Raw genomic sequence first — 15,970 nt, 5'->3', positions numbered from 1 at the left:
CTGATTTGACACCAGCTTACAGAACGGGACAAGTAAAAATTTGGTTCGGGCCAACAGGGCCCTGGGCTCACCGCCCAAACACCCCCTGCACATCAGGCAAATTCTCCATTTCCATCCCGCTGTTCCAAATCCTCTCCGCACCCGCCACCGAAATCATCCGGGTTGCCAGTGACACAAACTTCTCCTTAAGCTGCTCATCCGACACCGGATTCCCCGGTGCGCCCAGCGCGACATCCACTCGTAAGGTTTTTGATTCGCCGGTTCGGATGAAAACCGTCACATCCGGCTCGCTGTCGGAACTCATCGTGGCATCTTCCGTCAGCACGATCCGGGCGATCATCGCCAGCAAATCCGGATCCTTCCGTTGCGCCGCACCGTAAGCGTCCAGCCCGGCGTGGCCGAAAACGACACGCGCCGCGATGGCGTAACGCAGGCTCATCTGTGCCGCCGCCAGCGTGGCGATTTCATTATCTCCGCACATTCCGTTGAGGAACGGGCACAAACGGACGACGATTTTTTCGATATCACCGGCGGTCGCGTGCATTTCCTCAAGCAAAATGCCCGTCGCGTCGATCGCGGAATGCGTACCACGGCACGAGGCGTAAGGCTTGATGGAACAACGCTCCAGCTTCCAGATTTCACCCAGACTGGCCGTCAGCATTTCGGGCATTGCACTTTGCGGTGCCAGCGTTGAGAGGAATCCGCCCCACTGATCTTCGAATAACTGCGCAGGCCCGATGATGCCCTGCCGGGCGCTGAGCGCGGCGAGAACTCCGCCTTCTGCGGCGCGGCCTGCGTGCAGCTTCTTGCTCTGCGAACCGTCATGGATAAACGCCCACAGGCCACCGCTGAAACTGCCGGAAATGCCCAGTGCAGAGCTGATCTGTCCTGCACTCAGGCCGAGAATTTTCCCCGCGGCCGCTGCTGCGCCAAATACGCCGCAGGTTGACGTGGAATGCCAGCCCGCCCGATTGTGCGGGGAATAGCCGCCACAGGCTTCCAGCACGCGGCGCGCCACGTCGTAACCCATAACGACTGCCGTGATAAACGCTTTGCCGCTGACCGGTTGCGGGCACAGCGGCAACACCGCCAGCACGGCGGGAATAACCACCGCGCCGGAATGATCGCAGCCGCCGGTGTCATCGAGTTCCAGCGCGTGCGCCGCCACGCCGTTGAGCAGCGCAGCGTTGCGCGCAGACGTCAGCTCGCGGTAGCCCCAGACCGGGGAAAGCGGCAATGCGCCTTCACCGAGGATCATCGCGGCCACGTCTTTTGCCACGTCGCTGATCGCACCCACCAGCCCCGCGCCAATCGTATCGAGAATATGCCGTTTGGTACGTTCCACCAGCCGTGGCGGCAAATCGTCGAAATGGATATTCACCACAAATTCGCTCAGAATTTGCTGCTGCGAAAGCTTACTCATGGCTGACTCCCGGCGCGGTATGTTGCATCCAGATCTGCGCCGGATGGGACGCCTCGTTTTGCGGCTGATTCTGTGACCACCAGTCGGCCACCTCGCTGGCGCTGGCGACCCAGACATCCGGTTTTGACGTGATGTAGTCCAGCAGTTCAGCCAGCACGCCAATGCGTCCGGCGGTGCCGATCACTTCCGGATGCAGCCGCAGCACATAGCACAGGCCAAAACGGTAGAAACCGTCGAAATCCATCTTCATGTTGCCCAGCGTCTGGCTGTAGGACGCAATGCGTGACTGCGCCGGGGGCACCGCCGGGCTGAGGTTAAAGGCGAAATACGGCTCGTCTTCCATCTCATAATGCAGCGGCAGTTCCACCAGCCGCGACGGCAAGCCATCCTGCATGGGCTGGAAATACGGCAAATCATCGCCGCGCCAGCCGGAAGTCCAGCTGAAACCTTCATCCGTCAGCACATCCGCAAAACCCGGTGCCCAGTTTCCTGCGGGCAGACGAAAACCGCGCGGCACCTTGCCGGTCAGGGCTTTTAGCGCCGCTTTGCCCCGTTGCAGGCTGTCAGTTTGCTGCGCCAGCGTCAGCCCGTCGAAATGCGCAAATTCATAGCCACAGGTCGCCAGCTCGTGACCGGCGCGGTCGATTTCGCGGATTTTCTCCGGGTTTTCGTCCGCCACAATGCCCGGCACACACCAGGTGCTGCGCAGGTTTTTTTCATCCAGCAGCGCCAGCAAACGGTCGATGCCGCGCAGCGTGCCGTATCGCCAGACCGACAGCGTTTTTTCGCGGCCAGCCACGGCGGGAACCTGGCTGAGAATGCCGTGAATATCGTTGAAATCCACCGTAATAATCACCGCGCAGCGATAGCCCTGCGGCCAGTTTTGATTAGTCATTGGCATGCTCCTGCATCCACCAGTGCGCCACGTCGCGGCAGCGCGCAAACCACACGTCGTCACGCGCTTTCAGGCGGCTGAAAAATTGATCAAGCAGCATGATGCGTCCCGGTTTTCCGCTGATTTTCGGATGGAACAACGTCGTCAGGCTCAGCCCTTCATTCATCGCGCCGTCGTATTCACGGCACCAGTTGTCGAGCGTCAGCGCGTAACTGGCGGTGCGATCCAGCCCCGACGGGAAATTCGGCTCGCGGGTGTAGGCCAGAGACGCGTAATCGTCCATTTCCCAGCGGCCGGGAATTTCCACCAGCGGCCGTTCATGGCCGGGCACGGTGATCAGGTAGGGCCGGTCGTCGCCGCGCATACTGCTGGAATACGTCACGCCCGCGTCGAGCAGCATCGCCGGTGTTTCCTTGTGCCAGTCGCCTGACGGCGTGCGGAAACCTTCGGCGCGTATCCCTAAAACCTGCCAGAAAATCTCGCGGGACTTCTCCATCACCTGGCGCTGTTTTTCGGCGCTGATGGCGTAAAAAGACTCATGACGATAACCGTGATACGCCACTTCATGGCCGCGCTCGACAATCGCCTGACACTGTTTCGGCCAGTTTTCCACCACCCACGCGGGAATGAAAAACGTCGCCGGAAGCTGATGTTCACTGAGCAAATCGAGGATCCGCCCCAGCGCCCGGTAAGGGCCGTAAGCGCCGAAGGTAAAGTAATCCGCTTTCTGCCAGATTGTGCCGTTAAGCATCGCGTCGCCGGTCGGGCCGTCGAGATCAAACGCCAGCGCCATGCAGCCGCGTTTGCCTTCCGGCCATAGACTGGCCGTGTGTTGTGCTGAAATCGTCATGAGTCGGTCCGTTACCTGAGGTTATTTGCCTTTGTTGATGGTGACTTCCGAAATTGCACCGTCCTGCAGGCCCCATTTGGTGAGAATTTTCAGATACGTACCGTCGGCAATCATGCCGGTCAGCGCGCCTTTCACCGCGTCAATCAGCGGCTGATCGTCTTTGCTGATCCCCATGCCGGTGACCTGATACGCAAAGGCTTTGCCCAGCGGTTTATAGGTGTCTTTTTCCAGATTCATGATGTACGGCAGAGTTTCGCTGCCCTGCACCACACCTTCGATTCGCCCCTGACGCAGCTGGGTACGCGCATCCGCCGTGCCTTCCGCACCAATCACCACGATGGCCGGTTTGCCTGCCGGCACGCAGTTTGCTTCGCTCCATGCAGCGATTTCAGCCGGGAAAGTGGTGCGGCGGCTGGTACCGACTTTCTTGCCGCAGAGATCTGACAGGGTGTTGATTTCTTTGTGCGCGACGGTGGTGTAGAACTGCGGCCCGCTGTTGTAGTAATCCACAAACGTGGCGATATCCTGGCGAGGCTTGGTGTCAGTCATGCCGGAAAGGATCATGTCCACGCGATGCGTGGCGACGGCGTTCACCATCTGTTCGAAGCCGATTTCCTGCCAGCTGATTTTGCGGTTCAGGCGCTTGCCGAGTTCCATGCCCAGATCGTAATCCATGCCAGTCAGCTGGCCGGTGGCCGGATCCTTGAATTCCAGCGGCGGATAGTTCGGCATCATCGCCACTTTGATTTCGTCTTTTTGTTTCAGCTCAGCGGCGCTGGCGACAGGAACCGCGCCCTGCAACAGAACAGCCGCAGTAATAAGGGACAACAGTGTTTTTTTCATGAAGGCATTCCCATAGTCAAAAGTTAACGGCAAAAGGGTCAAATGAGGACGGCAGAGATAAAGTTCTGCGTCCGCGGGTTTTGTGGATTAAGCAAAATGTCTTCCGGATTACCACTTTCTATAATTCCGCCCTCATCCATGAAGACCACGCGGTTAGCGACTTCCCGCGCGAAACCTAATTCATGCGTGACCACAATCATCGTCATCCCTTCAGCGGCCAGACCGCGCATCACCGCCAGCACTTCGCCGACCATTTCCGGATCGAGCGCCGACGTCGGCTCATCAAACAGCATCACTTTGGGTTTCATGGCCAGCGCACGGGCAATCGCCACGCGCTGTTGCTGACCACCGGAAAGCTCCAGCGGATACGCATCGCGTTTATGCGCCAGCCCGACGCGTTCGAGCAGCGCCATGGCTTCCTGCGTCGCCTCTTTCACCGGCCGCAGCAGAACCTGACACGGCCCTTCGATAATGTTTTCCAGCGCCGTTTTGTCCGGGAACAGATTGAAACGCTGGAAAACCATGCCGGTTTTCAGCCGCTGGCGCGCAATCTGCCGGTCATTGAGCGGGTAAAGTTTCTTGCCGTCCATGCGGTAACCGACCAGTTCGTCATCCACCCAGACGCCGCCGCTGTCGATGCGCTCAAGCTGATTAATACAGCGCAGAAACGTACTTTTCCCCGAGCCGGATGGCCCGATGATGCACATCACTTCGCCGTGTTTAACTTCAAGATTGATGTTTTTCAGCGCCTGAAACTGGTCAAAGTACTTATTGACGTTGACGGCTTTGATAATACTTTTCATGGTCTGGCTCCTCAGTGGCTGGTGCGGCGGCGGGTGCCACGACCGAAATAGCGTTCCAGACGGTTCTGCCCGAGCGACAACACCGTCACCACCACCAGGTACCAGATACCGGCGACAAACAGCAGTTCCATCACCCGCGCATTGGCGAAGTAAATGGTCTGCGCGTTATAAAGCACTTCGGAATATTGGATCATGCTCGCCAGACTGGTGGTCTTCACCATGCTGATAAATTCGTTACCAATAGGCGGAATAATCACCCGCATGGCCTGCGGCAAAATGATCCGCCGCAGCGCATGCAGACGCGTCATGCCGATGGACTTCGCCGCCTCGTACTGCCCGAGATCGACCGAAATCAGCCCGGCGCGCACCACTTCCGAGGTGTACGCGCCCTGATTAATACTCAGCCCGAGCAGTGCGGCGGTGAATGGCGTCATGATGTCCACGGTCTGAATACTGAACAGGCCGGGAATGGAAATGGTCGGGAAAATCAGTGCCAGGTTAAACCACAGCAGCAGCTGTAAAATCAGCGGCGTACCGCGAAAAATCCACGTGTAGCCCATCGCCACGCTGCGCAGCACCGGGTTTTGCGACATGCGCATCACTGCGATAATCACCCCGAACACAATCCCCAGCGCCATCGCCAGCACCGACATCACAATGGTGTTGCCCAGCCCGAACAAAATCGCTTTGGCGGTCAGAAACTGCGCCACGTACTGCCATTCGATTTTGCCGTGCGCAAAGGCGTTCACCAGCAAGGCCAGCAGCACCAGGATCGCGACCGAGGCAAAAATCCGGCCGTAATAACGCTGCGGCACATAGTGGTATTCGCTGAGATCGATATCAGCGGTTTTCACGTTTTCAGACGTCTTCTGATACAAAGTCATTCGCCGCTCCCCGCGAGGTGTAGAAGTTATGCAGACGTTATAAAGACAGGCCGGTGTAGGCCGTTGCCCAGGCCGACTGCCCGGCCAGACGCACTTTCAGCCGCTCAATCTGCTCGGCCACGCGCACCGGAGACGTACCGCCCCAGCCGCTGCGGGCATTCACCGCGGCTTCTAACGTCAGGCAATCGCGCACGTCAGCGCTCAGACGCGGATCCACGGCCAGCAGCTGTGCGTCGCTGAGTTCATGCAGCGCCAGATTGTGTTGCTCGCAAACCTGCACCAGCTGGCCGGTGATTTCGTGCGCTTCCTTAAACGGCACGCCGCGGCGGGAAAGCCAGTCCGCCACTTCGGTCGCCAGCGTGAAACCTTCCGGAGCCTGTTCGCGCAGACGTTCAACGTTCACCTTCATGGTGTCGATCATTCCGGCCATTGCAGGCAGCACCAGCAACAGCTGGTCAACGGTGTCCATCGCGTTGCGTTTGTCTTCAATCAGGTCGCGGTTATACGAAAGCGGCAGCCCTTTCATGGTGGTCAGCATCGCCGTCACGTTGCCAATCAGACGGCCACTTTTGCCCCGCGTCAGCTCGGCAATGTCGGGGTTTTTCTTCTGCGGCATGATGGAACTGCCGGTGGCGTAACCGTCGTCAAGCTCGACCCAGCGGAACTGGCGCGACGCCCACAGACAAACTTCTTCGCAAATGCGCGATAGGTTGACGCTCAGCATGCTGCCGGCAAACAGGAATTCAGCGACGTGGTCACGGCTGGCAACGGCGTCAATGGAGTTTTCACACGCGCCGTCGTAGCCCAGATCTTTAGCGGATAATTCCGGGTGCATCGCGATGGCAGAACCGGCCATCGCCGCCGCCCCGAGCGGGGAAAGTGCGCAGCGTTTATCCCAGTCACGCAGGCGTTCAACGTCGCGGTAAAACGACTGCGCATGCGCCATCAGCTGATGACCAAACACAATCGGCTGCGCCTGTTGCAGATGCGTAAAACCAGGCGCGAGGGTATGAATATGCTGTTCCGCCTGTTTGATCAGCGCGGTTTGTAATTCCAGCAGCGCAACCACGATTTTGCGGGTGTTATCGCGCAGGTACAGACGCAAATCGTTGGCGGTCTGGTCGTTACGGGACCGTCCGGCGCGCAGTTTGCCGCCAAGTGCGCCCAGCCGTTCGGTCAGGCTGCGTTCGATAAACGTATGCACATCTTCATCGCCCTGAACCGGCGTCACGGTTCCGGCGCGAAAATCGGCGGCCAGTTGCTCAATGGCCTCAACCATCTGACGGGTTTCATTCTCATCAAGTAAACCGGCGCGCTTTAATTCATAAGCGTGTGCGCGGCACCCTTCCAGATCATATTCAGCAAGTGAAAAATAATATTCCGGGCTGCGCGATAAGGCGCTTAACGCCGCGGCTGGCCCGTGTTTGAAGCGGGCTCCCCAAAGAAGTTCTGGCTGCTGGGACATGATCGTTTCCTTTTATGGCATAGATGTTGCAAACCTGAATCCAGCGTATTGTCTGACGGCGTTTAAATAAATTTCAGCCGACAGTATTTCGAATGACACTGAACAATCTGAGGCTTACAGCGTAATAACGAGTGAGGCTAAGTGAATTTGATGTTGTAGATTTTTAGAGCGGGGGTAAATATTTATTATGGAAAGTCCACTTTCCAAATCAGGAAACACATCACCCGCAAAAAGTGATATTAACCAGCACAGCCTTGGCGTCGCAGATTTAAAACTTTTGCGCGTCTTTAAAACCGTGGTAGAGGCCGGTGGATTTACCGCAGCCTGTAATGAACTGAATATTGGCCTGGCGGCAATCAGCAAACAAATATCGGATCTGGAGATCCGCTTTGGGATGAAACTTTGTACGCGCGGGCGTGAGGGGTTTTATTTAACCGAACACGGAAAAGTCGCGTATCAGGCGTGTCTGGATTTATTTTCTTCCATCAACCTCTTTCGCGACAAACTCAATCATGCGCGCCACGAACTGTTCGGAGAGCTGAACATCGGCATTATCGACAACACCATTACGGATCCGCAATCGCCCGTCGTCTGTGGCTTAGGCGAGGTTTACCGTCAGGCGCCAAAGGTGAACATCCGCCTGCACGCCACCCAGCTCGACGAGATCGAACGCGGCGTGATTGATGGCCGTTTTACCTGCGGCATCATGCCGGTCTATCAGGAAAAACCGGAATTTGATTACTTTTTCCTGTATCACGAAATGACCTATCTTTATTGCGGCGATAAACACCCGCTCTTCTCCGTTCCGGCTCAGGAAATTAAAGAATCACAAATCAAATCCTCGCAAATGGTGAATCACTTTTACGCCAATCACAGTAAGAAAAATATCTTCTCCGACGTCACGACGCCGCACGCCATCGCCGTACAGGTCGAAGCGGTCACCATGTTACTGATGACCGGTAATTATCTCGGTTTTTTACCGGAACATTATGCCAGTGCGTTCATGGACGGAAATAAACTCAAAGCGCTGATGCCGGACAATATTGAAATCGCCACTCCCTTCAGCCTGGTGGTTAAAAAAGGTGCCCCGTTTAATTCCGTGCTGAATTTATTCTTTAATGCTCTCAAACAGGCACTCATTCCCCGGCCTGAAGCGAAAGCCAGCTGATTCGATTAAGCGGGAATATTGCCGGCTCCGTCGTCTTATGCACCGGCGCAGAGCAATGAAAGTCATATTGTGGTGCAGGTTATCACTTTTAATTATAAATTCGTTTACCTCCTTCTCATTAATTATCAAAAAATGTATAACATCAATGCCCTGCCTGATTTCCTTCCGTGATTTCAACTGTGGCGTAGTAATTGCTTTACTCACTTGTCTATACAGGGTTGCACATTAGGATTTCTATTAGCCGTCTTTCTCTCCTTCAACACCATGCGAGGATCACCATGTCACCGACTCAGACCTTAAACGCCTTAAAAAACAAAGTTGCGCTGGCCTGTTGCATTGGCGCGCTCACGACATTCAGCCTGAGTGCTGGCGCGGCAACGACAGCGCCGGAAGCCGGTACCTTCAAAATGGGTATCGAACCCTGGCTGGGCTACGGGCAGTGGCACGTCGCACAAAGTCAGGGCATTTTTAAACAGCAGGGGCTGGAAAAGGTCGACATCATTAACTTCGCCGAAGACAAAGACATCAACGCCGCGTTAGCCAGCGGGCAGATTGACGGCGCAAACATCGCCACACACACCGCCATGGCAATGGTTTCCGCCGGATTGCCGGTGAAAGTCGTCCTGCTGCTCGATCAGAGCGAAACCGCCGACGCCCTGCTGGTCGGCAAAGATATCGCCACGCTGAAAGACCTGAAAGGTAAACAGGTGGCGTTTGAAGAAGGCACCACCAGCGACATTCTGCTGCACAGCGCCGTCAACTCGGCCGGGCTGAAGTGGAGTGATATCACGCCGGTTCCGATGCCTGCCGATTCCGCAGGCAGCGCGCTGATTGCCAAACGCGTCACCGCCGCCGTGACTTACGAGCCGTACATTTCTGCCGCCAGAAAACAGGATCCGTCGCTGAAAATGCTCTACAGCGGCTCTTCCGATCCGGGCCTGATCGGCGACGTTCTGGTGGTTCGCGATTCCGTATTGAAAGAAAAACCGGGCCAGATTGCCGCGCTGATTAAAAGCTGGGACGCCGCCCTGACCCATTATCAGGCCAATACCACCGCCGACCGCGCCCTGATCGCCAAAGCCGTGGGGGCCACACCGGCGGACCTGGAATCAGCGTTTGACGGCGTGAAATACTATTCGCTGGCCGAAAACAAACAGGTGCTCAGCCATTCGTTCTCCGACCAGACGTTTGCGCATGTGCTGAAAGCCGCCACCGCCGCCGGGCTGATCCCAAAACCGGTGACCGCCGCGCAGGTGATTGATGCCAGCTTTGTGAACAGCCTGCCATGAGTTCGCGCCGTAAACCGCTCAACCTGATGGTGATTGGCCGCCTGCCCTCGCGCAAATTGTTCGTCGGCATCGCCGTGGCGCTGTTCGTTGTCCTGTTTCTGGCGTGGGGGCTGGCGACCCGCAGCGGCGCCATTCCGCCGATTTTTCTGCCAAAACTCACCGATGTGTGGCTGAAAATGGTTTCACTGGCGCAGGACGGCACGCTGTGGAGTGACGTCAAAAGCAGCCTCTACCGCATCAGTATTGCATTCGCCATTTCCTCGGTGATGTCGATTGTGATTGGCGTGCTGGCAGGCTGCTACGGTTTCTTCAAAGCCCTGACCGAACCGCTGGTGGATTTCATTCGTTACATGCCGGTGGTGGCGTTTGTGCCGCTGACCATTTTATGGACCGGTACAGACGACGTGCAGAAATTCCTGATTATATGGATCGGCACCTTCTTCCAGCAGGTGTTAATGGTGATCGACGCCGTGAAACGCGTACCGGGCGATTTCGTCGGTTTAGGCCGCACGCTCGGCATGCCGGATCGCAAAATTCTCTTCCGCATCGTTTTACCGGGCGCGCTGCCGGGAATCTGGGACGCACTGCGCATCAGTCTCGGCTGGGCGTGGACGTGGCTGGTGCTGGCCGAACTGGTGGCCTCCACCTCCGGGCTGGGTTACCGCATCGTCGTTTCCCAGCGCTTCTTCCAGACCGACACCATCATCGGTTACATCCTGCTGCTGGGGATTTTGGGGTTAATCAGCGACCAGATTATGCGTGCCGCCGAGCGCGTACTGTTCCGCTACAACAAGAGGCGTGCGTAATGTCGGTTTTAACCATTTCTCATTTGCACAAAAGTTTCCAGGTCGGAAAACAGACGCGCGAAGTTCTGCACGACATCAGCCTGACGCTGGCGGACAACGAATTTGTCTCGGTCGTCGGCACGTCGGGTTGCGGCAAAAGCACCCTGCTGTCCATCGCGGCAGGCCTTGAGGATTACGACAGCGGCGACGTGCAGGTTGACGGGCAAACCATACGCGGCGCGGGCATCGACCGTGGCGTGGTGTTTCAGTCCTATACTTTATTACCGTGGCTGACGGCGCGGCAGAACATCGAATTTGCGCTCAAAGCCGCCGGGTTCAGCCGGGCAGAATGCCGCGAAAAAGCCGATCAGCATCTCGAACTGGTTCAGCTGACGGCGTTTGCCGATGCCTGGCCGTCCGAGCTTTCCGGCGGTATGAAACAACGCGTGGCGATCGCGCGCGCGTTGTCCTATCGTCCGAAAATATTGCTGATGGATGAACCTTTCGGCGCGCTCGACGCCATGACGCGCCACCAGATGCAGGAACTGCTCACCGGTATCTGGGAGCAACACCGGCTGACGGTGATGTTCGTCACCCACGATATCGAGGAAGCGGTTTATCTTTCCGACCGCATCGTGGTGATGGGACCGGGCACCATTCAGGCAACGTTTGATGTGCCGTTGCCGCGCCCGCGCCGCGAAGAACTGACCGCCAGCCCTGAATTCACTGACCTGCAACGTCAGGTTCTCCACACTATCCGCAGCGGCCACCCCCGCGCCGCGCTGGCCTGATCACCGGAGATTTACCATGTCTGCACCTTTTCAATCTGTGACTTTTCATGACCTGAGCGATTCGACCGACCTGCCACCGGCATTATTCCAGCGCACCGAAGCGGATTTATCCTTTTTCATTGAGCGTGTGGCACCGATTATCGACGCCGTGCGCACCGATGGCGACGCCGCCCTGCAACGCTTTGCCCGCGATTTCGACGCGGTCACCGCGCCGGAAATGAGCATCATGGCGGAAGATTCTGAGTTCGCCACAGCGTTTGAACGCCTTGATCCACAGGTCATCGAATCCATCCATTTCTCGGTGGAAAACATTCGCGCATTCCACGAAGCGCAGAAACCCGAAGACATGTGGATGAAAGAAATCCGCCCCGGCGCATTTGCCGGTGACCGCCATGTGCCAATTGACTCCGTCGCCTGCTACGTGCCGCGCGGCAAAGGCTCGTTCCCCAGCGTCTTTCTGATGACCACGATCCCGGCGGTGGTGGCTGGCGTCAAACGCGCCATTGTCATCACCCCGCCGGGGCCGGACGGCAAAGTGGACGACGCCACGCTGGTCGCCGCAAGGCTGGTGGGCATCACCGAAGTGTATAAATGCGGCGGCGCACAGGGCGTGGCGGCCGTGGCATTCGGCACTGAAACCGTGCCGAAATGCCTGAAAATCGTCGGACCGGGCAGCCCGTGGGTCGTGGCGGCAAAACGCCAGTTATCAAACCTTATCGATCCCGGGATTCCCGCCGGGCCCAGCGAAAGCTTAATTCTGGCCGATGACAGCGTGGACGGTGCGCTGGCAGCCTTAGATCTCATCATCGAGTCCGAACACGGGCCGGACTCCTCGGCTTATCTGGTAACAAACAGCCGCCGCGTGGCCGAAGAAGCCATTGCCGCCTTGCCCGGCTACTGGGCGCAAATCGGTGAAAAGCGCGCCGGTTTCTCGCAGGCGGTTCTATGCGGAACGCACGGCGGCGTGGTGCTGACGCCAGATTTCGACACTGCCGTTGAGTTTGTAAACCAGTACGCGCCGGAACATCTGGAAATCCTTGCCGAAGAACCGATGGCCGTAATGGGCAAAATCCGCAACGCCGGAGAAATCTTGCTCGGCAACTACACGCCTATCACATTGGGGAATTTTGTGCTCGGCCCGAACGCTGTCCTGCCGACCAACGGTGCAGCGAAAACCGTCGGCCCGCTCTCAGTTTTCGATTACATGAAACGCATTTCAGTCGGCTACGTGACCCGCGAAGGCTACGCACCGCTGGCTGAAAAAGCACACGCGTTCGCACTGTACGAGGGCTTCCCCGGCCACGCGCTGGCGGTATCGGCATTACGCACTGAGATCCTCAACAAAAAAGGCCAATAACGATGAGCAATTTGACGGGCAGTGAACCGCTGGCCGCGCAGGCGCGTCAGTTAGTCCACGCGGGAGAGTGGCAAAAAGCGGCGGATGCGCTGCGACAGCTGATTGGCGAAGTCACCGGCGTGAAGGCCGGTCAGCTGACCATCAACCGTGACCAGTACAGCCTGAATTCCCTCAACGGTACGGTGACGCTCGACGATGGCCGCGCCCTGTTCTTCAAATATCACAATGAAGAAGGCGAAGATAAAACCATCGAAGAGTATTACAACGCTGAATTGCTGCGTGAAAGCGGCTTTCGGGTCGATGTGCCGGTGTATGCCTGCGGCGAACCGGGGCGGCAGATTCTGATGTATACCCTGCGCCACGACCGGCGTATGGCAGATGTCTGCCGGGATATCGAACAGCAACAGGCATGGGATCAGGAAGCTGAAATCGAAGAAGCCCAGCGCCGCGCTGACCGCGATATCCTGACAAATACGCTACCGACGCTGAAAGCCGGTTCGGTGGACGGCGTTTCCGCAGAACCCATCCATCAGCTGTTCCATCACCGGCTGGTTTCCCCGGACAACCCGGAGATCCCCGCCGGTTTCGGTGGCCGCGTCGCGCGTTTTTACGTCGGCAAAACCTTCCAGCTCGAAGACGAACAACTGGAATGGCAAACGCTGAGTAACCTGCGCTGGGTCATCAACGGTGTGGCGTATGAACACAGCCTGCGGCAATTATTCGCCGAAGCGGGAACGCGTCTCGCGCCCGCCGCACTGGCCGACCACGGCGTCATCACAGCACACGGCGACGCGCACAACGCTAACGTCTGGTACGACACGTCGGAAGAAATTCCGCAACTGGTGAGTTTCGACCCCGCTTTCGCCGGGCGCAACATTCCGGCGCTGCTGGCGGAAATCAAAGCCACCTTCCACAACATTTTTGCGCATCCGCTGTGGTTGTACGAACCCGCACGCTGCGGCGAACTGTACAAAGTCACGGTGATGCGCCGTGGCGATACGCTGTTTGTGGATCACAACTGGCAGCTGACGCCGCTGCGCGCCGCCTTCCTGCGCGACAAAGGCGAGGAATACTGGCAGCCGTTGCTCGCCCAACTCGCCCGCCGTGGCTGGTTGCCGCCGCACTGGCAGCGGATTTTCCGCCTCGGCATGTTCTGCTGCCCGACGCTGGTTCTGGATCTCCGCGCAGGCGGTTTCAGCGGGCATACCCCCACCAGCTCCGCCCTCGGTCTGGCGATGTCCGTCATGCTGGGCAGCCAGCCGGTGGAAGATCTCGACGAATTCAGCCAATGGCTGGCCGGGATCAGCCCGGCGGAGAAACCGAATGACTGACCAGTTCTCGCTGCAAGGCAAACGGGTGCTGATCACCGGCAGCTCACGCGGCATCGGTAAAGCGCTGGCGATAGGCATGGCAAAAGCCGGTGCCAGCGTGATCGTCAGCGGGCGTGACAACGTCACGATAAACGCCGTCTGCGGGGAAATCCGTCAACTTGGCGCGGAGGCCTTTCCGCTGGTGCTCGACGTCACGCAACCCGCCACCTTCGACGCCGCGCTGGCCAGGCTGCCCGCTCCGCCTGACGTGCTGGTCAACAACGCCGGAACCGAACACCTTTGCCCGTCACTGGACGTTGACGAAGCGCTCTGGGACACCATTCTCACCACCAACCTCAAAGGCGCATTTTTCTGCGCACAAGCCGCCGCACGGCTGATGGCCGAAAATGGCGGCGGCAGTATTCTCAACCTGTGCTCGCTCACCAGCCAGGTCGGCGTTCCGGGTGCCGCAGCATACGGTGCATCGAAATCCGCCATGGCTGGTCTGACCCGCACGCTGGCGACGGAATGGGCCGTAAAAAATATCCGCGTTAACGGCATCGGTCCGGGATATTTCAAAACCGATCTGACGGCAGAGTTTTACGAAAACGCCGACTGGTGCCAGCAAATGCAGGGGAAAATCCCGCTCGGGCGTTTCGGAGAACTCGACGACCTCACCGGCGCGGCAGTATTTTTAAGCAGTGACGCCGCACGCTATATCACCGGACAGGTGTTATATGTGGATGGGGGATATCTAGCGGGGATCTGATGTCAGACCGGCCATCTGGCGGTTTTTCACTTGCAGTAATCGCTCAGGTCAAGACCTTGGGGCTTTAAGGTCAAAACCTTGGGGTGCCACCCAAGGTCTTGATTTTGAATTTGAAATTAAATTTAAAACCCTTCAGGTCGCTACCCCAAAACTCGCAGGCTTGGGCTGCAAGCCCAAAAGATCAAATCAGATCTGCCATTGCCTCTACCCGCGAAATCGCCTCATACAATCCCCCTGCCGTCACATGCCCCGGCATATTCTCCATATCCGGTGCGTGCAGCGATGCCTTCACGATGCTGTCGAGTTCTTCGGCGTTCAGTTCGGCGATTTCACTCAGACGCAGCGGCACGGCGCAGGCGTGGGCGAGTCTGATGGCTTCCATCAGCTCTTCGTCGCTGCGGTTTTCCAGCGCCAGCAGGCAGAGATTACCGAAGCCGACCAGCAAGCCGTGGCCAAATTCACGCGTTTTATCGCAAACAGTGAAGCCTTCGTAAATGGCGTGGGAGGCGGCGGCGTGGGCCCCGCTGCTCATCAGCGAGGTCAGACCGGCAAACATGAAAATGGCGTCCAGCACCTGATCCAGTTCGGCGTTTGGTTTACCCGCGCGCACCGCGTCGCAGGCAGCCGGGCCACAGGATTCAATCAGGTCATAACAAATCCGGCTGTTGGCGCTTGAAGATCGCGCCACGCCGCTTAACTGACCGTGATGGCTGCTGATGGCGCGGAATTCGTACCATTTTGCCAGCGTATCGCCCAGCCCCGCAGCCAGCCAGCGCAACGGCGCGGCCGCCAGAATGTCGCTGTCGATAATGACCGCCGCCGGGGCCTGTGGCAGCGGGAATAAATCGCGAAAATGTCCGTCATCGTGATAACGGATAGTCAGCGGCGTCACGGCAGCGCAGGTCGCGGCGATGGTAGGAATGGTCACGACCGGCACGTTGGTTTCCACGCCAACGGCCTTGCAGGTATCGAGAGATTTCCCGCCGCCTACGCCAATCACGATGTCGGCCTTTTTGTCTTTCACTACTTTCGCCAGACGCGTGATATTGCCTTCGCTGCTTTCACCGCCAAACCATTCGCTGCCCACCAGTTCCACCGCACAGCCTTCAAGCTGATGACGAATTTTATCTCCTGCCGCCATCAGGGCCTGATGCCCGCCAATAACCAGCGCGCGTTTACCGAGCAACGCACAAATATCGCCAAGCTGAGAAATAACGCCGGGGCCGCGCAGAATTTGCGCCGGGAAGATAATGTTCTGTGCCTGCATAACTGCTTCTCCGTGATGCTTGTGTTTGACTGATTCAGGTTAAAAATTCTGAGGATGTTTACTGTTTTTAC

Annotated in this window: 15 protein-coding genes; 7 read left to right on the top strand and 8 right to left on the bottom strand. The window is 57.6% G+C overall.

The genetic code is table 11. The annotated features are described in order from the left end of the window. Positions 1–67: 67 nt before the first annotated feature. Genes M2403_RS06265 through argH form a run of 7 tightly spaced genes read right to left on the bottom strand, consistent with a single transcriptional unit; the run spans position 68 to position 7,163 of the window. Positions 68–1,423: an MmgE/PrpD family protein gene (locus M2403_RS06265; protein ID WP_259228752.1), complete on the bottom strand. Its 1,356-nt coding sequence runs from the start codon at positions 1,421–1,423 to the stop codon at positions 68–70. Then, positions 1,416–2,318, bottom strand: coding sequence for a polysaccharide deacetylase (locus tag M2403_RS06260; RefSeq protein ID WP_259228751.1), 903 nt, complete (start codon positions 2,316–2,318; stop codon positions 1,416–1,418). The genes M2403_RS06265 and M2403_RS06260 overlap by 8 nt, the downstream gene beginning before the upstream one ends. Then, positions 2,311–3,168, bottom strand: a complete 858-nt coding sequence (locus M2403_RS06255) for a polysaccharide deacetylase (protein ID WP_259228750.1) — start codon at positions 3,166–3,168, stop codon at positions 2,311–2,313. The genes M2403_RS06260 and M2403_RS06255 overlap by 8 nt, the downstream gene beginning before the upstream one ends. A gap of 21 nt (positions 3,169–3,189) precedes the next feature. Beyond that, positions 3,190–4,011, bottom strand: a complete 822-nt coding sequence (locus M2403_RS06250) for an ABC transporter substrate-binding protein (RefSeq protein ID WP_165057496.1) — start codon at positions 4,009–4,011, stop codon at positions 3,190–3,192. A gap of 38 nt (positions 4,012–4,049) precedes the next feature. Further along, the gene (locus M2403_RS06245) at positions 4,050–4,814 is read right to left on the bottom strand and encodes an amino acid ABC transporter ATP-binding protein (protein WP_101079700.1); all 765 of its coding nucleotides are present in this window, start codon (positions 4,812–4,814) and stop codon (positions 4,050–4,052) included. A gap of 11 nt (positions 4,815–4,825) precedes the next feature. Next, positions 4,826–5,698 carry an amino acid ABC transporter permease gene (locus M2403_RS06240; RefSeq protein ID WP_152326198.1) on the bottom strand — a complete coding sequence of 291 codons (873 nt, stop codon included), beginning with the start codon at positions 5,696–5,698 and terminating at the stop codon, positions 4,826–4,828. Between the two features lie 37 nt (positions 5,699–5,735). Further along, complete coding sequence (argH, locus tag M2403_RS06235; protein ID WP_152326197.1) at positions 5,736–7,163, bottom strand: argininosuccinate lyase; 1,428 nt, start codon at positions 7,161–7,163, stop codon at positions 5,736–5,738. A gap of 187 nt (positions 7,164–7,350) precedes the next feature. Between argH and M2403_RS06230 the strand changes: the two genes are divergently transcribed. From M2403_RS06230 to M2403_RS06200, 7 genes are all read left to right on the top strand, one after another. Beyond that, a complete protein-coding gene (locus M2403_RS06230; RefSeq protein WP_165057494.1) occupies positions 7,351–8,331 on the top strand; it encodes a LysR family transcriptional regulator in 981 nt (326 codons plus the stop codon). Positions 8,332–8,609: 278 nt separating this feature from the next. Further along, a complete protein-coding gene (locus M2403_RS06225) occupies positions 8,610–9,620 on the top strand; it encodes an ABC transporter substrate-binding protein (protein WP_165057492.1) in 1,011 nt (336 codons plus the stop codon). After that, entirely contained in the window at positions 9,617–10,426 is an 810-nt protein-coding gene (locus tag M2403_RS06220) for an ABC transporter permease (RefSeq protein WP_101079695.1), read from the top strand. The genes M2403_RS06225 and M2403_RS06220 overlap by 4 nt, the downstream gene beginning before the upstream one ends. Then, positions 10,426–11,196 (top strand): ABC transporter ATP-binding protein, encoded by a 771-nt coding sequence (locus M2403_RS06215; RefSeq protein WP_259228749.1) that lies wholly within the window; start codon positions 10,426–10,428, stop codon positions 11,194–11,196. Before M2403_RS06220 ends, M2403_RS06215 begins: the two co-directional genes overlap by 1 nt. A 16-nt stretch (positions 11,197–11,212) precedes the next feature. Next, positions 11,213–12,553, top strand: coding sequence for a histidinol dehydrogenase (hisD, locus tag M2403_RS06210; RefSeq protein WP_259228748.1), 1,341 nt, complete (start codon positions 11,213–11,215; stop codon positions 12,551–12,553). A 2-nt stretch (positions 12,554–12,555) separates the two neighbouring features. Next, positions 12,556–13,884, top strand: a complete 1,329-nt coding sequence (locus M2403_RS06205; protein WP_259228747.1) for a hypothetical protein — start codon at positions 12,556–12,558, stop codon at positions 13,882–13,884. Then, the gene (locus tag M2403_RS06200) at positions 13,877–14,632 is read left to right on the top strand and encodes an SDR family NAD(P)-dependent oxidoreductase (RefSeq protein WP_152326190.1); all 756 of its coding nucleotides are present in this window, start codon (positions 13,877–13,879) and stop codon (positions 14,630–14,632) included. The genes M2403_RS06205 and M2403_RS06200 overlap by 8 nt, the downstream gene beginning before the upstream one ends. Positions 14,633–14,813: 181 nt before the next feature. Here the strand turns inward: M2403_RS06200 and M2403_RS06195 are convergent, their stop codons facing one another. After that, positions 14,814–15,899, bottom strand: a complete 1,086-nt coding sequence (locus M2403_RS06195; protein ID WP_152326189.1) for an iron-containing alcohol dehydrogenase family protein — start codon at positions 15,897–15,899, stop codon at positions 14,814–14,816. Between the last annotated feature and the right edge of the window lie 71 nt (positions 15,900–15,970).

It is taken from the genome of Rahnella sp. BIGb0603, from assembly GCF_024808755.1.
GTDB lineage: Bacteria > Pseudomonadota > Gammaproteobacteria > Enterobacterales > Enterobacteriaceae > Rahnella > Rahnella contaminans.
This window is presented reverse-complemented; position numbering and strand designations above follow the sequence as displayed.

Excerpts from the sequence above, each read along its gene's own strand:
- M2403_RS06265 (WP_259228752.1), bottom strand. The coding sequence starts at position 1,423 with ATGAGTAAGCTTTCGCAGCAGCAAATTCTGAGCGAATTTGTGGTGAAT.
- M2403_RS06260 (WP_259228751.1), bottom strand. The coding sequence starts at position 2,318 with ATGACTAATCAAAACTGGCCGCAGGGCTATCGCTGCGCGGTGATTATT.
- M2403_RS06255 (WP_259228750.1), bottom strand. The coding sequence starts at position 3,168 with ATGACGATTTCAGCACAACACACGGCCAGTCTATGGCCGGAAGGCAAA.
- M2403_RS06250 (WP_165057496.1), bottom strand. The coding sequence starts at position 4,011 with ATGAAAAAAACACTGTTGTCCCTTATTACTGCGGCTGTTCTGTTGCAG.
- M2403_RS06245 (WP_101079700.1), bottom strand. The coding sequence starts at position 4,814 with ATGAAAAGTATTATCAAAGCCGTCAACGTCAATAAGTACTTTGACCAG.
- M2403_RS06240 (WP_152326198.1), bottom strand. The coding sequence starts at position 5,698 with ATGACTTTGTATCAGAAGACGTCTGAAAACGTGAAAACCGCTGATATC.
- argH (WP_152326197.1), bottom strand. The coding sequence starts at position 7,163 with ATGTCCCAGCAGCCAGAACTTCTTTGGGGAGCCCGCTTCAAACACGGG.
- M2403_RS06230 (WP_165057494.1), top strand. The coding sequence starts at position 7,351 with ATGGAAAGTCCACTTTCCAAATCAGGAAACACATCACCCGCAAAAAGT.
- M2403_RS06225 (WP_165057492.1), top strand. The coding sequence starts at position 8,610 with ATGTCACCGACTCAGACCTTAAACGCCTTAAAAAACAAAGTTGCGCTG.
- M2403_RS06220 (WP_101079695.1), top strand. The coding sequence starts at position 9,617 with ATGAGTTCGCGCCGTAAACCGCTCAACCTGATGGTGATTGGCCGCCTG.
- M2403_RS06215 (WP_259228749.1), top strand. The coding sequence starts at position 10,426 with ATGTCGGTTTTAACCATTTCTCATTTGCACAAAAGTTTCCAGGTCGGA.
- hisD (WP_259228748.1), top strand. The coding sequence starts at position 11,213 with ATGTCTGCACCTTTTCAATCTGTGACTTTTCATGACCTGAGCGATTCG.
- M2403_RS06205 (WP_259228747.1), top strand. The coding sequence starts at position 12,556 with ATGAGCAATTTGACGGGCAGTGAACCGCTGGCCGCGCAGGCGCGTCAG.
- M2403_RS06200 (WP_152326190.1), top strand. The coding sequence starts at position 13,877 with ATGACTGACCAGTTCTCGCTGCAAGGCAAACGGGTGCTGATCACCGGC.
- M2403_RS06195 (WP_152326189.1), bottom strand. The coding sequence starts at position 15,899 with ATGCAGGCACAGAACATTATCTTCCCGGCGCAAATTCTGCGCGGCCCC.